Origin of the sequence: Streptomyces sp. NPDC002054 (assembly GCF_040296685.1) — a bacterium.
Lineage (GTDB): Bacteria > Actinomycetota > Actinomycetes > Streptomycetales > Streptomycetaceae > Streptomyces.
This window is the reverse complement of sequence record NZ_JBEOXT010000014.1, coordinates 125,323-137,822: the sequence shown is the minus strand read 5'-3', so window position 1 is coordinate 137,822 and position 12,500 is coordinate 125,323. Positions and strand designations below refer to the sequence as shown.

Below are 12,500 nucleotides of genomic sequence, written 5' to 3'. Positions count from 1 at the left end.
CGAGGGGGATGGACAGATGACGGCAACGCCCATGGCAACGGGACCGGACGGCGAGCGGCTGCGCAGGTGGCGGCTGGTGCTCGGCGGGGGAGAGGCCGACGGGACCGGCTGCGCGCTCGGCGGCCGGGACGCGGCGATGGACGCCGCGCTCGGCGCGCTCTACGGCGGCACCGGGGGCGGCAGCCGCCGGCGCGGCGGGGAGCGGTCGGCCGGCCTGGGCGGCTCGGCGCCGTCGGTGGCCCGCTGGCTCGGCGACATCCGCGAGTACTTCCCCAGCTCGGTGGTGCAGGTGATGCAGCGCGATGCCATCGACCGGCTCGGTCTGTCCTCGCTGCTGCTGGAGCCGGAGATGCTGGAAGCTGTCGAACCGGACGTGCACCTGGTGGGCACCCTGCTCTCACTGAACAAGGCGATGCCCGAGACGACCCGGGAGACCGCCCGCGCGGTGGTCCGCCGGGTGGTCGAGCAACTGGAGAAGAAGCTGGCCTCCCGCACCCGGGCCACCCTCACCGGAGCCCTCGACCGGTCCGCGCGGATCAGCCGCCCCCGGCACCACGACATCGACTGGAACCGCACCATCCGGGCGAACCTGAAGAACTACCTCCCCGAGTACCGCACGGTCGTGCCCGAACGGCTGATCGGCTACGGCCGGGCGAGCCAGTCCGTGAAGAAGGAGGTCATCCTCTGCATCGACCAGTCCGGCTCGATGGCCGCCTCCGTGGTCTACGCATCGGTCTTCGGCGCGGTGCTCGCCTCGATGCGGTCGATCGCCACCCGCCTGGTCGTCTTCGACACCTCCGTGGTGGACCTGACGGATCAGCTCGACGATCCGGTCGACGTGTTGTTCGGCACCCAGCTGGGCGGCGGCACCGACATCAACCGGGCGCTCGCCTACTGCCAGTCCAAGATCACCCGACCGGCCGACACGGTGGTCGTCCTGATCAGCGACCTCTACGAAGGAGGCATCCGGAACGAGATGCTCAAGCGGGTGGCGGCGATGAAGGCGGCAGGCGTGCAGTTCGTCGCGCTGCTCGCCCTGTCCGACGAAGGAGCCCCCTCCTACGACCGCGAGCACGCAGCCGCCCTGGCCGCCCTCGGCGCTCCCGCCTTCGCCTGTACCCCCGATCTGTTCCCGGAGGTGATGGCCGCCGCGATCGAGAAGCGACCGCTGCCCGAGGTCGCGAGTTCGTGAGATCCCACGAATATCCAGCTCAACCCTGGGGCGATCTGTGACAGGTATCACCGCTCCGGTGTGATCTGCGATTTAGGGACCGGTGTCCCACGGGGATAACCTGCGGGACGGACATGCCGCGTCCACGGTCACCGTGTGCGCTCCCCTTGTGACAGCGCCGTCACGTTGCCCTCCGCGGCACGCCCACGCAGACAACCGCGATCACTGCGAAGCGAATCTTTAAAGACAAGGGACGGACGCGCGTGGACCTGTTCGAGTACCAGGCGAGGGACCTCTTCGCCAAGCACGGTGTACCGGTGCTGGCCGGTGAAGTCATCGACACGCCTGAGGCGGCTCGCGAGGCCACCGAGCGGCTGGGCGGCAAGTCGGTCGTCAAGGCGCAGGTGAAGGTCGGCGGCCGTGGCAAGGCCGGTGGCGTGAAGCTCGCCGCGACCCCGGACGAGGCCGTCGCCCGCGCGACGGACATCCTGGGCATGGACATCAAGGGCCACACGGTCCACAAGGTGATGATCGCGGAGACCGCTCCCGAGATCGTCGAGGAGTACTACGTCTCCTACCTGCTCGACCGCACCAACCGCACCTTCCTGGCCATGGCCTCGGTCGCGGGTGGCATGGACATCGAGCAGGTCGCCGAGGAGACCCCGGAGAAGCTCGCCAAGGTCCCGGTGAACGCCAACGAGGGCGTGACCATCGAGAAGGCCCGCGAGATCGTCGCCCTGGCGAAGTTCCCGGCCGAGGTCGCCGAGAAGGTCGCCGAGGTCATGGTGACCCTGTGGGCCACCTTCATCGCCGAGGACGCGCTCCTCGTCGAGGTCAACCCGCTCGCGAAGGTCGCCAACGGCGATGTCCTCGCGCTCGACGGCAAGGTCTCGCTCGACGAGAACGCCGAGTTCCGCCAGCCGGGCCACGAGGAGTTCGTGGACCACGCTGCCGCGAACCCGCTCGAGGCCGCCGCCAAGGCGAAGAACCTCAACTACGTCAAGCTCGACGGCGAGGTCGGCATCATCGGCAACGGCGCGGGTCTCGTCATGAGCACCCTGGACGTCGTCGCGTACGCCGGCGAGAACCACGGCGGCGTCAAGCCCGCCAACTTCCTCGACATCGGCGGTGGCGCCTCCGCCGCCGTCATGGCCAACGGTCTCGAGATCATCCTCGGCGACCCGGACGTCAAGTCGGTCTTCGTCAACGTCTTCGGTGGCATCACCGCGTGCGACGAGGTCGCCAACGGCATCGTGCAGGCCCTTCAGCTCCTGAAGGACAAGGGCGAAGAGGTCACCAAGCCGCTCGTCGTCCGCCTCGACGGCAACAACGCCGAACTGGGTCGCAAGATCCTGTCGGACGCCAACCACCCGCTGGTCCAGCGCGTGGACACCATGGACGGCGCGGCCGACAAGGCCGCCGAGCTCGCTGCGGCTGCGAAGTAAAGGGACGAGGTCACAGACTCACCATGGCTATCTTCCTCAACAAGGACAGCAAGGTCATCGTCCAGGGCATGACCGGTGCCACGGGCATGAAGCACACCAAGCTCATGCTGGCCGACGGCACGAACATCGTCGGCGGCGTGAACCCGCGCAAGGCCGGCACCACCGTCGACTTCGACGGCACCGAGGTTCCGGTCTTCGGCTCGGTCGCCGAGGCGATGGAGAAGACGGGCGCCAACGTCTCCGTCCTCTTCGTCCCGCCGGCCTTCGCCAAGGCCGCCGTCGTCGAGGCCATCGACGCCGAGATCCCGCTGGCCGTCGTCATCACCGAGGGCATCGCGGTGCACGACTCCGCCGCCTTCTGGGCGTACGCGACCGCCAAGGGCAACAAGACCCGGATCATCGGCCCGAACTGCCCGGGTCTGATCACCCCCGGCCAGTCCAACGCCGGCATCATCCCGGGCGACATCACCAAGCCCGGCAAGATCGGTCTCGTGTCCAAGTCCGGCACGCTGACCTACCAGATGATGTACGAGCTGCGTGACATCGGCTTCACCTCCGCCGTCGGTATCGGTGGCGACCCGGTCATCGGCACCACGCACATCGACGCCCTGGAGGCCTTCGAGGCCGACCCGGAGACCGAGCTCATCGTCATGATCGGCGAGATCGGCGGCGACGCCGAGGAGCGTGCGGCGGACTTCATCGCGAAGAACGTCACCAAGCCGGTCGTCGGCTACGTCGCGGGCTTCACCGCCCCCGAGGGCAAGACCATGGGCCACGCGGGTGCGATCGTGTCCGGCTCTTCCGGCACCGCGCAGGCCAAGAAGGAGGCCCTCGAGGCCGCCGGCGTGAAGGTCGGCAAGACGCCGACCGAGACCGCCAAGCTGGCCCGCGAGATCCTGCAGGGCTGATCGCCGCGGCTCTGCCGTTGCGTGCTGTGTAACGGGCGTGGCCCGCACCCCGGGAAGGGGTGCGGGCCACGCCCGTTTGCGTACTCGGCCTCTGTCACTCGGTTTGCGGTACCAGCCGGGCGGGGCCGGTGGCCGGCTCGGAGCGGAGCTTCTCCTGGAGGAGCCGGTCCTCGTCGGTGAGCTGCTGCGGGCCGTGGTGCGGGGGAACCCCGGACACGCTCGCGCCCGGGGCGATCGGAGGCACGTACTGGGTCGGCGCGGTGACGGCGGTGTACGCGCCCGCGGCGGCGATCACCGCGGTCAGGCCGACCGCCGCCCGCGACCAGAAACGGGTGCGGTGCTCCCCGGCCGTCCGGACCGCCGCCGCCGGGCGGACCTCGAGCCGGACCGCCGGGGTGAGGGTGCCGAGCCGGTCGTGCAGCAGGGCGGACTGCTTCTCCGGGGCCACGCCGTTCAGCTCGGGCAGCCGGGCGGCGAGGTTCTCGTGGGCGTGCATCAGCCGGCTGCCGGCCGTGGGCGTGCTGGCCTCGGTCTCGGCGGCGGTGTCGGGCAGGTCGAGCCCGACCCCGTCGTAGAGCAGGACCGTACGGCGGTGCGCGGGCGACAGGGCCAGCATCGCGTCGAGCAGCGCCCGGTCGCCGAGGTCGGCCGGGGCCCGGTCGGGGTGCTTGTGGGCCCGGCGGAAGCGGTGCCAGGGGGAGAGCGCGTGCTCGTACGCCGCCGCCCGCACCCAGCCGACCGGATCGGGGTCGGTGGCCACCTCCGGCCAGTGCGCCCAGGCCCGCTGGAAGGACCGTTCCACCGCGCCCCGGGCGATCGCCCGGCGGCCGGTCAGCAGGTAGGACTGCCGGAGGAGGGCGGGCGCGGCATGCGCGTAGAGCGCGTCGAAGGCCTCGGCCGGGGTCGGCGGCGGGCCCTTCGATTCGGTCGCCGGCTCGGCCGTCGCTGCTGACGCGGGTTCATCACCGGCCGAGTGGTGTCGGCCTGACGGGCCGGTGTCCGGGGTGGCGGCGGCCGGGGAGCCCTGACGGCCGGTCGGGCGTGTCGGGGCCGGTGCCGGGTCCACGTCCGCGTCCGGTTTCGGTTCCGGTGTTGTGGCGTCGGTCGGCCGGGTCCGGCCCTGCGCTTCCTGGGTGGTGGCGGCCCGGCCCGCGGGGCCACCGTGGGCCGGGGGCTTCGACGCCCGTTTGGCGGCGGCCTTCGGCCGGGTGCCGGCGGGGGAGCCGTGTCCGCCGCCGCCCTTGGCGAAGGCGCGTACGGCACCCGCCACCCGCAGGGCGGTGCCGCCCAGCCGGTGCTCCTCGGCGGGAGCGGGAGTGCTGGTTCCCGGGTCCGCCGGTGGTTTGGCGAGCTCGACCAGCAGTTTGGCGTAGGCCGCGCGGAGCCGGCCGCGGGGTTCGGTGCGGCCCGACTCCCAGGAGCGGACCGTGGTGGCGGTGACCCCGACCGCCGCCGCGACCTCATCGTGCGTCAGCTCGCGGGCTTCGCGCAGTCTGCGGCGTTCCTTGGGTGACGGGAGGGCAGCCGGCTCCGCGGCCGTGTCCACACGCTGGCTCATGCCACACCCCGGCAGGTCTGGGCGAAAAAGTACATAACCGTATCTTGGGCGACACCACGGTCATTCGCCTGTTACCCGCCCATAGCGCGTGTCGTTGGGACCATGGCGGGGTGACCCAAGTGACCGAACGCGGGACGTCGTTGCCGACGCCCCCGCGGGCTGCGGGCCGCCGTCGCACTCCGGCGGCTGCCGCCTGCGTACTGGGCGGCGCCATGGCCGCCGGGCTGGGGCTCGGCTCCCTCGCCGTCCTCGTGATGGTGCTGTGGATCAGCTCCCCGTACCCCGACAGCGGACCGGGCGGTGCCCTCCATGTGGCGGCCGGGCTGTGGCTGCTCGCCCATGGCACAGAGCTGATCAGGTACGACACGCTGTCCGGGGTGCCCGCCCCGGTCGGGCTGACGCCTCTTCTGCTGGTGTGTCTGCCCGTGCTGTTGATCCGGCGGGCCGCCCGGCTGGCCGTGGACGACGGAGGGCTGCCCGGCAGTGCCGTGTTCTCCGCCGTGACCTGCGGATATCTCATCGTCGGTGCGGCTGCCACGGCGTATGCGGCGGGCGGGCCGCTGCCCGCGGATCCGCTGAGCGCGGCCTGGCACCTGCCGCTGGTGGCCGTGGTGGCCGCCGTCGCGGGGGTGTGGTCGGCGGTGCCGTCCTGGCTGCCGTCCCTGCTGCCGGGGGGCGTACGGAAGGTGTGCGAGCGCCCCCGGTATGCGCTGGCGCTGCGTGCGGGCGCCGCCGGGGCGCTCACCCTGCTGGGTGGTGGGGCGCTGCTGCTCGGTGCCTCGCTGGTCTGGCACGGCTCGGCCGTGCAGGACACGTTCCTCGAGCTCACCGGGGTGTGGTCGGGGCGGTTCGCGGTCCTGCTGTTGGCGCTGGCGCTGGTGCCCAATGCGGTGGTGTGGGGTGCGGCCTACGGGCTCGGGCCCGGGTTCGCCCTCGGTGCGGGAGCCACCGCCACCCCATTGGCCGTCACCGGAACGCCCGCACTGCCCCGCTTCCCGCTGCTGGCGGCGCTCCCGCCGGAGGGGCCGGGCTCGCTGCTGACCTGGGCGGCGATGGGGGTGCCGGTGGCGGCGGGGCTGGTGGCCGGCTGGTTCGCGGTGCGGCGGGCGCGGGAGGTCTCGTACGGGGAGACGGCGCTGACGGCGGCGCTGGGCGGGCTGGTGTGCGGGGGGCTGATGGGGGTTCTGGCGTGGGCGGCTGCGGGGCCGCTGGGGACCGGGGCGCTGGCCCGGTTCGGGCCGGTGTGGTGGGAGACGGGTGGGGCGGCGGCGGTGTGGACGGTGGGGGTGGCGGTGCCGGTGGCTGTGGCTGTGCAGGGGTGGCGGACGCGGCCGGTTTGGGGGGCGGGGCAGGAGCCGGCGCAGGAGCCGGCGGTTGGGGAGGGGTGGCATGTGACGGGGGTGCGGGAGCTGCGGCGCGCGGCGCCCCGCGACACCTCGGGCCCGCTGACCCCGCCCCTCCCGGGCCCGGCTGTGGCCCCGGCTGCGCCGGAGCCTGTGGCAGCTGCTGCTGTGCCGGCTCCGGAGCTGCTGCCAGGTGTGGCGGGAGCCAGGGTGCTGACGCGGCGGGACCGGGCGACCTAGCGGGACGGGGGTCCGCTGCGCGGAGCCATTCCCCCACCCCGCCCCTTCCCGAAACCGAGGCTCCGCCCCGGACCCCGAACCCCGGGCTCCGCCCGGCCCCCGGACGCGCTGCCCGGGCTGCGCCCGGCAGCCGCCTCCCGGGGGCTCCGCCCCCGGACCCCGCCTTTTCGGGGCTCCGCCCCGGACCCCGGAACCGCCCCGGGCCCCCGGCTCCGCCCGGCCCCCGCTTTTGGGGCTGCGCCCCGGGACTGCCTCGGGCTGCGCCCGGACCCGACTCCCGGGGCTTCGCCCTGGATCCCGGGCGGGCTCTCCGGGATGCGCCGGCGGCGATTTTCGGGGCTTCGCCCCGGGCCTGGGCTGCGCCCGGCCCCCGCTCTCGGGGCCGCGCCCCGGGCTCCGCCCGGCACCCGTACCGGCTTGCCGGCCTCGGCGGGGCTGCTCAGCATCGGGTCAGGGCTGGATGCCCAGGATGCCGCGGAGGGGCTTCGGGAGTTCGTTGTTGCACTTCAGTTCTGCCGTCTGGGTCAGTGCGTCGTCCCGGCAGACGTAGAAGTCCTTGTACACGATCTGCAGTGTGTACGACCCCACCGCGAACAGGATCGCCAGCGACGCCGTCACCAGCCCGCTCACCGCCGCCGTCCGCTGCGGACGGGCGTACGACGCCGGGAGGGGGGTCGCGGGAGCAGCCGAAGCGGGCTGGGTGGGCGTGGGCTTTGGGTTGCCGCGGAGGGCCGTGATGCCCCAGTACAGCGCCAGCGCCCCCAGCAGCAGGCCCATCGACGGAATCCCGAACAGGCCGAAGAAGAAGCCCCACATGCCCGCGAGCAGTGCGTACCGGGCCCGGCGCTGGACCGGGTCGGTGGGGTCCCAGCGGGACGGGCCGCCGCCTGTGTTGCCCGGGCCGCCGGACGGCTCCTCGCTCCGCCGGTGCTCGTCCGCGCCGTTGCGTGGCTGCCACGGCTGGTCGGGGCGCCCCTCCGGGGGAGCCGCGAACGGGTTGTCGTCGCCGTTCGGCGCGGACGGCGGGGTGGAGGACTGGCGGCGGTCCGGCATCGGGTGCGTTTCTTCCCCTGTGGTGTGGGCGGGCAGTGCTGGATGTGTGCTGGGTGCGTGCGCGTTGGTGGCTGGATGCGTTGGTATGCCAGACGCTACCCCGCTGGCAGGGGGCCGTCCCTCGGGGGCCTTCCGGTGTGCCGGTATCGTTGCAGGCGGTCGATGGCTTCGTAGGGTCCCCCGTATATCAGGGGCCCGGAGTTTCGTACGATCGCATAAGACGAACCCGTGAGAAAGGGCCCCCATGGCCGTCTCCCGCCTGGTCGTGCTGGTCTCCGGTTCCGGCACCAACCTCCAGGCCCTGCTTGATGCCATCGACGCCGATCCAGAGGGGCCCGAAGGGTTCGGCGCGCGCGTCGTGGCCGTGGGAGCGGACCGGGACGGCATCGCCGGGCTGGAGCGGGCCGTGAAGGCCGGGATTCCGACCTTCGTGTGCCCGGTGAAGGCGTACCCCACCCGCGAGGACTGGGACCGTGCGCTCACCGAGGCCACCGAGGCCTTCCAGCCCGATCTCGTCGTGTCCGCCGGGTTTATGAAGATCGTGGGCAAGGAGTTCCTCGGCAGGTACGGGGGGCGGATCGTCAACACCCACCCCGCCCTGCTCCCCGCCTTCCCCGGCGCGCACGGGGTCCGGGACGCGCTCGCCTACGGCGCGAAGGTCACCGGCTGCACCGTCCACTTCGTGGACGCCGGCGTGGACACCGGTCCGGTCATCGCCCAGGGTGTGGTCGAGATCCGGGACGAGGACGACGAAGCCGCTCTCCATGAGCGCATCAAGGAAGTCGAGCGCAGGCTGCTCGTCGATGTCGTGGGGCGACTGGCCCGGCACGGCTACCGCATTGAGGGACGAAAGGTAACGATCCAGTGACCACGACGAAGCGGGCGATCCGCCGGGCGCTGATCAGCGTGTACGACAAGACCGGGCTGGAGGAGCTCGCGCGCGGGCTGCACGAGGCGGGTGTCTCGCTGGTCTCCACCGGGTCGACGGCGTCGCGGATCGCCGCCGCCGGGGTGCCCGTCACCAAGGTCGAGGAGCTCACCGGCTTCCCCGAGTGCCTGGACGGCCGGGTCAAGACCCTGCACCCGCGCGTGCACGCCGGCATCCTCGCCGACCTCCGGCTGGAGAGCCACCGCGAGCAGCTCGCCGAGCTCGGGGTCGAGCCCTTCGACCTCGTGGTGGTCAATCTGTATCCGTTCCGGGAGACCGTGGCCTCCGGGGCCAGCCCCGACGAGTGCGTCGAGCAGATCGACATCGGCGGCCCGTCCATGGTCCGCGCCGCGGCGAAGAACCACCCGTCGGTCGCCGTGGTCACCAGCCCGGCCCGGTACGCCGACGTCCTCGCCGCCGCCCAGAGCGGCGGCTTCGAGCTGGGCGCCCGCAAGCGGCTCGCCGCCGAGGCCTTCCAGCACACCGCCGCGTACGACGTGGCCGTCGCGTCCTGGTTCACCAATGCGTACGCACCGGAGGCGGAGGAGGGCGCGCTGCCCGAGTTCCTCGCCGGGGCGTGGGACCGCAAGGCCGGCCTGCGGTACGGCGAGAACCCGCACCAGGCCGCCGCGCTCTACACCGACGGTCAGCCGGGCGGACTCGCCAATGCCGAGCAGCTGCACGGCAAGGAGATGTCCTTCAACAACTACGTGGACACCGAGGCCGCCCGCCGGGCCGCCTACGACCACGACGAGCCCTGCGTCGCGATCATCAAGCACGCCAACCCGTGCGGGATCGCGATCGGCGCGGACGTCGCCGAGGCGCACCGCAAGGCGCACGCCTGCGACCCGCTGTCCGCCTTCGGCGGCGTGATCGCGGTCAACCGGCCGGTGACGGTCGAGCTGGCCGAGCAGGTGGCGGAGATCTTCACCGAGGTCATCGCGGCCCCCGGGTACGAGGACGGGGCCGTCGAGGTCCTCGCGAAGAAGAAGAACATCCGGGTGCTGAAGGTGGACGGTACGCCGCACCAGCCCGGTGACCTGAAGCCGATCAGCGGCGGGGTGCTGCTCCAGCAGTCCGACCTGCTGCAGGCCGAGGGCGACGACCCGGCGAACTGGACCCTGGCGACGGGCGAGGCCCTGTCGGAGAGCGAGCTCGCCGAGCTCGCCTTCGCCTGGAAGGCCTGCCGGGCCGTCAAGTCGAACGCGATCCTGCTGGCGAAGGACGGCGGCTCGGTCGGCGTCGGCATGGGCCAGGTGAACCGGGTCGACTCGGCGAAGCTGGCGGTCGAGCGGGCGGGTGCCGAGCGCGCTCAGGGCTCGTACGCCGCGTCCGACGCGTTCTTCCCGTTCCCGGACGGCCTGGAGATCCTCACGGCCGCCGGCATCAAGGCCGTGGTCCAGCCGGGCGGTTCGATGCGTGACGAGCAGGTCGTGGAGGCCGCCAGGGCCGCTGGCGTGACCATGTACTTCACCGGGACCCGCCACTTCTTCCACTGAGCGGTCCCCAGATCCCCCTGTCGTACGGCGAAGGCCGCGTCCCCGCGATCGGTGCGGGGCGCGGCCTTCGGCGTATCCGGCAGGTGGTTACGGGCGGCGGAAGTAGGCGCCCGCGGTCGAGTTGGCCAGGGCCGCGATGATCCAGATGCTGAGTCCGAGGGCGACCGCGTTGATCAGCAGCGAGAAGACGAGTCCGCCGGCTGCCGTTCCGTTGTCGGCGCCGAGGGCGAGCAGGTTGATGAGCACGCTCACGACGTTGATCAGGCTGACCACCGAGCCGTAGATGATGCCGGAGACCCGGACGCCGGTGCGCCCCTTGCTCAGCTTGGCGGCCGTCAGGATCGGCCACAGAGCGATGCCGATCACGATGAGCCCGACGATCACGCCGGCGGCACCGGCCAGCGCGCCCAGGTCCTCCACCTCGGAGGAGTTGGAGTCGCTGGCAGCCGCAGCGAAGAGGCCGGCGACCAGCAGGATGATCACGCCGATGATGGCCTGGATGCCGCCGAAGATGAACAGGATGACGCGGGCGGCGACCACACTGCCCGGCATCCCCATCGGCATGCCGGCGTTCGGGTATCCCATGCCCGCACCCACCGGGTAGGCCGGCATGCCCTGCGGCGCCTGCGGGTAGCCGTAGCCGGCCTGCGGCGGGACGCCCTGCGGGGCCTGCTGGGGGTAGCCGTACTGGGGCTGGCCCTGGGGCTGCTGCCCGTACGGGTTGTTCGGATCGCCGAAGCTCATCTGGGGTGTTCCTCCGTGGGAGTGCGGGGACGCGCGGCTCGCTCGGAGGAATGTCAGCGGTGCGGTCCGCCCCCCGGCACTGCCCGCGGCACTACTTCCGGCCATCGTGGTCGTTTTCGCGATGCGTTGTCCAGTCGGGGGCCAGGCGGTGCGTGCCAGGCCGGTCGACCGACTGGAATCGGGGCCGGTCCATCCGGGAGGATGGGGACATGACCGCCCAGATTCTCGACGGCAAGGCCACCGCAGCCGCGATCAAGTCCGAACTGACCACCCGCGTCGCGGCGCTCAGGGCCCGGGGTGTCACCCCCGGCCTCGGCACCCTGTTGGTCGGCGACGACCCGGGCAGCCGCTGGTACGTCAACGGAAAGCACAAGGACTGCGCCGAGGTCGGCATCGCGTCGATCCGGCGGGAACTGCCCGCGACGGCCACCCAGGAGGAGATCGAGGCGGTCGTCCGGGAGCTCAACGAGGACCCGGAGTGCACCGGCTACATCGTGCAGCTGCCGCTCCCCAAGGGCATCGACACCAACCGGGTGCTGGAGCTGATGGACCCGGAGAAGGACGCCGACGGCCTGCACCCGATGTCGCTGGGACGGCTGGTCCTGAACGAGCCCGGCCCGCTGCCCTGTACCCCGTACGGCATCGTGGAACTGCTCCGCCACCACGGTGTGGAGATCAACGGCGCGCATGTGGTGGTGCTGGGCCGCGGGATCACCGTGGGCCGGTCCATCGGCCTGCTGCTCACCCGCAAGTCGGAGAACGCGACCGTGACCCTGTGCCACACCGGCACCCGCGACCTGTCCGGGCTGCTGCGGCAGGCGGACATCGTCGTGGCCGCCGCCGGTGTTCCGCACCTGGTCAAGCCGGAGGACGTGAAGCCGGGCGCGGCCGTCCTGGACGTCGGTGTCAGCCGTGACGAGGGCGGCAAGATCGTCGGCGATGTGCACCCCGGTGTGGCCGAGGTGGCCGCCTGGATCTCCCCGAACCCCGGCGGGGTGGGTCCGATGACCCGCGCCCAGCTCCTGGCCAACGTCGTCACGGCGGCGGAACGGTCGACCAGTGCAGGCTGAACGGCAACAGGGGCAGGGCGGGCCCGCCGGGCCCGCCGGAGCCCGGTCCCGGCGCTTTCCGGAGGTCACCCGGGACACCGCCCGCCCCGAGGGCGGCGGCCGGGCGGCCCCCCGGGACGCGCCCGCGCCGGCCCGCCAGTGGCCGATGCTCAGCGTGCTGGCCGCGACCGCGGCCGGCCTGCTGTCCACCGCGCTGGGGCATCCCCGGGTCGGCTGCCTGCTGATCGGGGCGGTGCTGATCGCCGCCGCCGTGCTGCGGCAGGTGCTGCCCTCGGTGGGCATGCTCGCGGTCCGGTCCCGGTTCACGGACATGGTCACGTACGGGATCCTCGGCATCTCGATCACCCTGCTCGCCCTGGTGATGGAGCCCGAGCCGATGCTGGAGATTCCGTTCCTGGAAAGCACCGTACGGTTCATCGTCCGCTAGGCCCTGTCCACGGGAACAAGGCCGGAAGGCCTCTTGGCCTTCGAACTCCCGGGCGACGTGTGCGACGTGCCACACCGACCCGGGGGTTGGGCCGTCCTGCGGTCGGATAGCCTG

General features: G+C 72.4%; 11 protein-coding genes. 8 read left to right on the top strand and 3 right to left on the bottom strand.

Features of this window, described 5'->3' with window-relative positions; genetic code table 11:
- The first annotated feature begins 16 nt into the window (after positions 1–16).
- The 3 genes from ABT123_RS15725 to sucD all read left to right on the top strand — a co-directional run bounded on the left by ABT123_RS15725 (position 17) and on the right by sucD (position 3,524).
- The gene (locus ABT123_RS15725) at positions 17–1,192 is read left to right on the top strand and encodes a VWA domain-containing protein (RefSeq protein ID WP_351313771.1); all 1,176 of its coding nucleotides are present in this window, start codon (positions 17–19) and stop codon (positions 1,190–1,192) included.
- 242 nt (positions 1,193–1,434) lie between these two features.
- Positions 1,435–2,616: an ADP-forming succinate--CoA ligase subunit beta gene (gene sucC, locus ABT123_RS15720; RefSeq protein WP_351313768.1), complete on the top strand. Its 1,182-nt coding sequence runs from the start codon at positions 1,435–1,437 to the stop codon at positions 2,614–2,616.
- Between the two features lie 23 nt (positions 2,617–2,639).
- Complete coding sequence (sucD, locus tag ABT123_RS15715) at positions 2,640–3,524, top strand: succinate--CoA ligase subunit alpha (protein WP_351313766.1); 885 nt, start codon at positions 2,640–2,642, stop codon at positions 3,522–3,524.
- 94 nt (positions 3,525–3,618) lie between these two features.
- Here the strand turns inward: sucD and ABT123_RS15710 are convergent, their stop codons facing one another.
- Positions 3,619–5,082 carry a helix-turn-helix domain-containing protein gene (locus ABT123_RS15710; protein WP_351313763.1) on the bottom strand — a complete coding sequence of 488 codons (1,464 nt, stop codon included), beginning with the start codon at positions 5,080–5,082 and terminating at the stop codon, positions 3,619–3,621.
- Positions 5,083–5,192: 110 nt separating this feature from the next.
- On the opposite strand from ABT123_RS15710, the gene ABT123_RS15705 reads away from it, so the two are divergent.
- Positions 5,193–6,665 carry a cell division protein PerM gene (locus tag ABT123_RS15705; RefSeq protein WP_351313760.1) on the top strand — a complete coding sequence of 491 codons (1,473 nt, stop codon included), beginning with the start codon at positions 5,193–5,195 and terminating at the stop codon, positions 6,663–6,665.
- A gap of 450 nt (positions 6,666–7,115) precedes the next feature.
- Here ABT123_RS15705 and ABT123_RS15700 read toward each other — a convergent pair whose 3' ends face one another.
- The gene (locus ABT123_RS15700; RefSeq protein WP_351313757.1) at positions 7,116–7,718 is read right to left on the bottom strand and encodes a hypothetical protein; all 603 of its coding nucleotides are present in this window, start codon (positions 7,716–7,718) and stop codon (positions 7,116–7,118) included.
- Positions 7,719–7,962: 244 nt separating this feature from the next.
- Between ABT123_RS15700 and purN the strand changes: the two genes are divergently transcribed.
- The gene (purN, locus tag ABT123_RS15695) at positions 7,963–8,586 is read left to right on the top strand and encodes a phosphoribosylglycinamide formyltransferase (RefSeq protein ID WP_351313754.1); all 624 of its coding nucleotides are present in this window, start codon (positions 7,963–7,965) and stop codon (positions 8,584–8,586) included.
- Entirely contained in the window at positions 8,583–10,145 is a 1,563-nt protein-coding gene (gene purH, locus ABT123_RS15690) for a bifunctional phosphoribosylaminoimidazolecarboxamide formyltransferase/IMP cyclohydrolase (RefSeq protein WP_351313751.1), read from the top strand. The genes purN and purH overlap by 4 nt, the downstream gene beginning before the upstream one ends.
- Before the next feature lie 87 nt (positions 10,146–10,232).
- On the opposite strand, the gene ABT123_RS15685 is transcribed toward purH, so the two are convergent.
- Positions 10,233–10,889 carry a hypothetical protein gene (locus ABT123_RS15685; protein WP_351313748.1) on the bottom strand — a complete coding sequence of 219 codons (657 nt, stop codon included), beginning with the start codon at positions 10,887–10,889 and terminating at the stop codon, positions 10,233–10,235.
- A gap of 209 nt (positions 10,890–11,098) precedes the next feature.
- Here ABT123_RS15685 and ABT123_RS15680 point away from each other — a divergent pair, with 209 nt between their 5' ends.
- A complete protein-coding gene (locus ABT123_RS15680; RefSeq protein ID WP_351313745.1) occupies positions 11,099–11,959 on the top strand; it encodes a bifunctional methylenetetrahydrofolate dehydrogenase/methenyltetrahydrofolate cyclohydrolase in 861 nt (286 codons plus the stop codon).
- Entirely contained in the window at positions 11,949–12,386 is a 438-nt protein-coding gene (locus ABT123_RS15675; protein WP_351313742.1) for a DUF3017 domain-containing protein, read from the top strand. The genes ABT123_RS15680 and ABT123_RS15675 overlap by 11 nt, the downstream gene beginning before the upstream one ends.
- Positions 12,387–12,500 lie beyond the last annotated feature (114 nt).

What these genes read in the sequence shown, in the direction of transcription:
- ABT123_RS15725 (WP_351313771.1), top strand. Translation starts at nt 17, where the DNA reads ATGACGGCAACGCCCATGGCAACGGGACCGGACGGCGAGCGGCTGCGC.
- sucD (WP_351313766.1), top strand. Translation starts at nt 2,640, where the DNA reads ATGGCTATCTTCCTCAACAAGGACAGCAAGGTCATCGTCCAGGGCATG.
- ABT123_RS15710 (WP_351313763.1), bottom strand. Translation starts at nt 5,082, where the DNA reads ATGAGCCAGCGTGTGGACACGGCCGCGGAGCCGGCTGCCCTCCCGTCA.
- ABT123_RS15700 (WP_351313757.1), bottom strand. Translation starts at nt 7,718, where the DNA reads ATGCCGGACCGCCGCCAGTCCTCCACCCCGCCGTCCGCGCCGAACGGC.
- purN (WP_351313754.1), top strand. Translation starts at nt 7,963, where the DNA reads ATGGCCGTCTCCCGCCTGGTCGTGCTGGTCTCCGGTTCCGGCACCAAC.
- ABT123_RS15685 (WP_351313748.1), bottom strand. Translation starts at nt 10,889, where the DNA reads ATGAGCTTCGGCGATCCGAACAACCCGTACGGGCAGCAGCCCCAGGGC.
- ABT123_RS15680 (WP_351313745.1), top strand. Translation starts at nt 11,099, where the DNA reads ATGACCGCCCAGATTCTCGACGGCAAGGCCACCGCAGCCGCGATCAAG.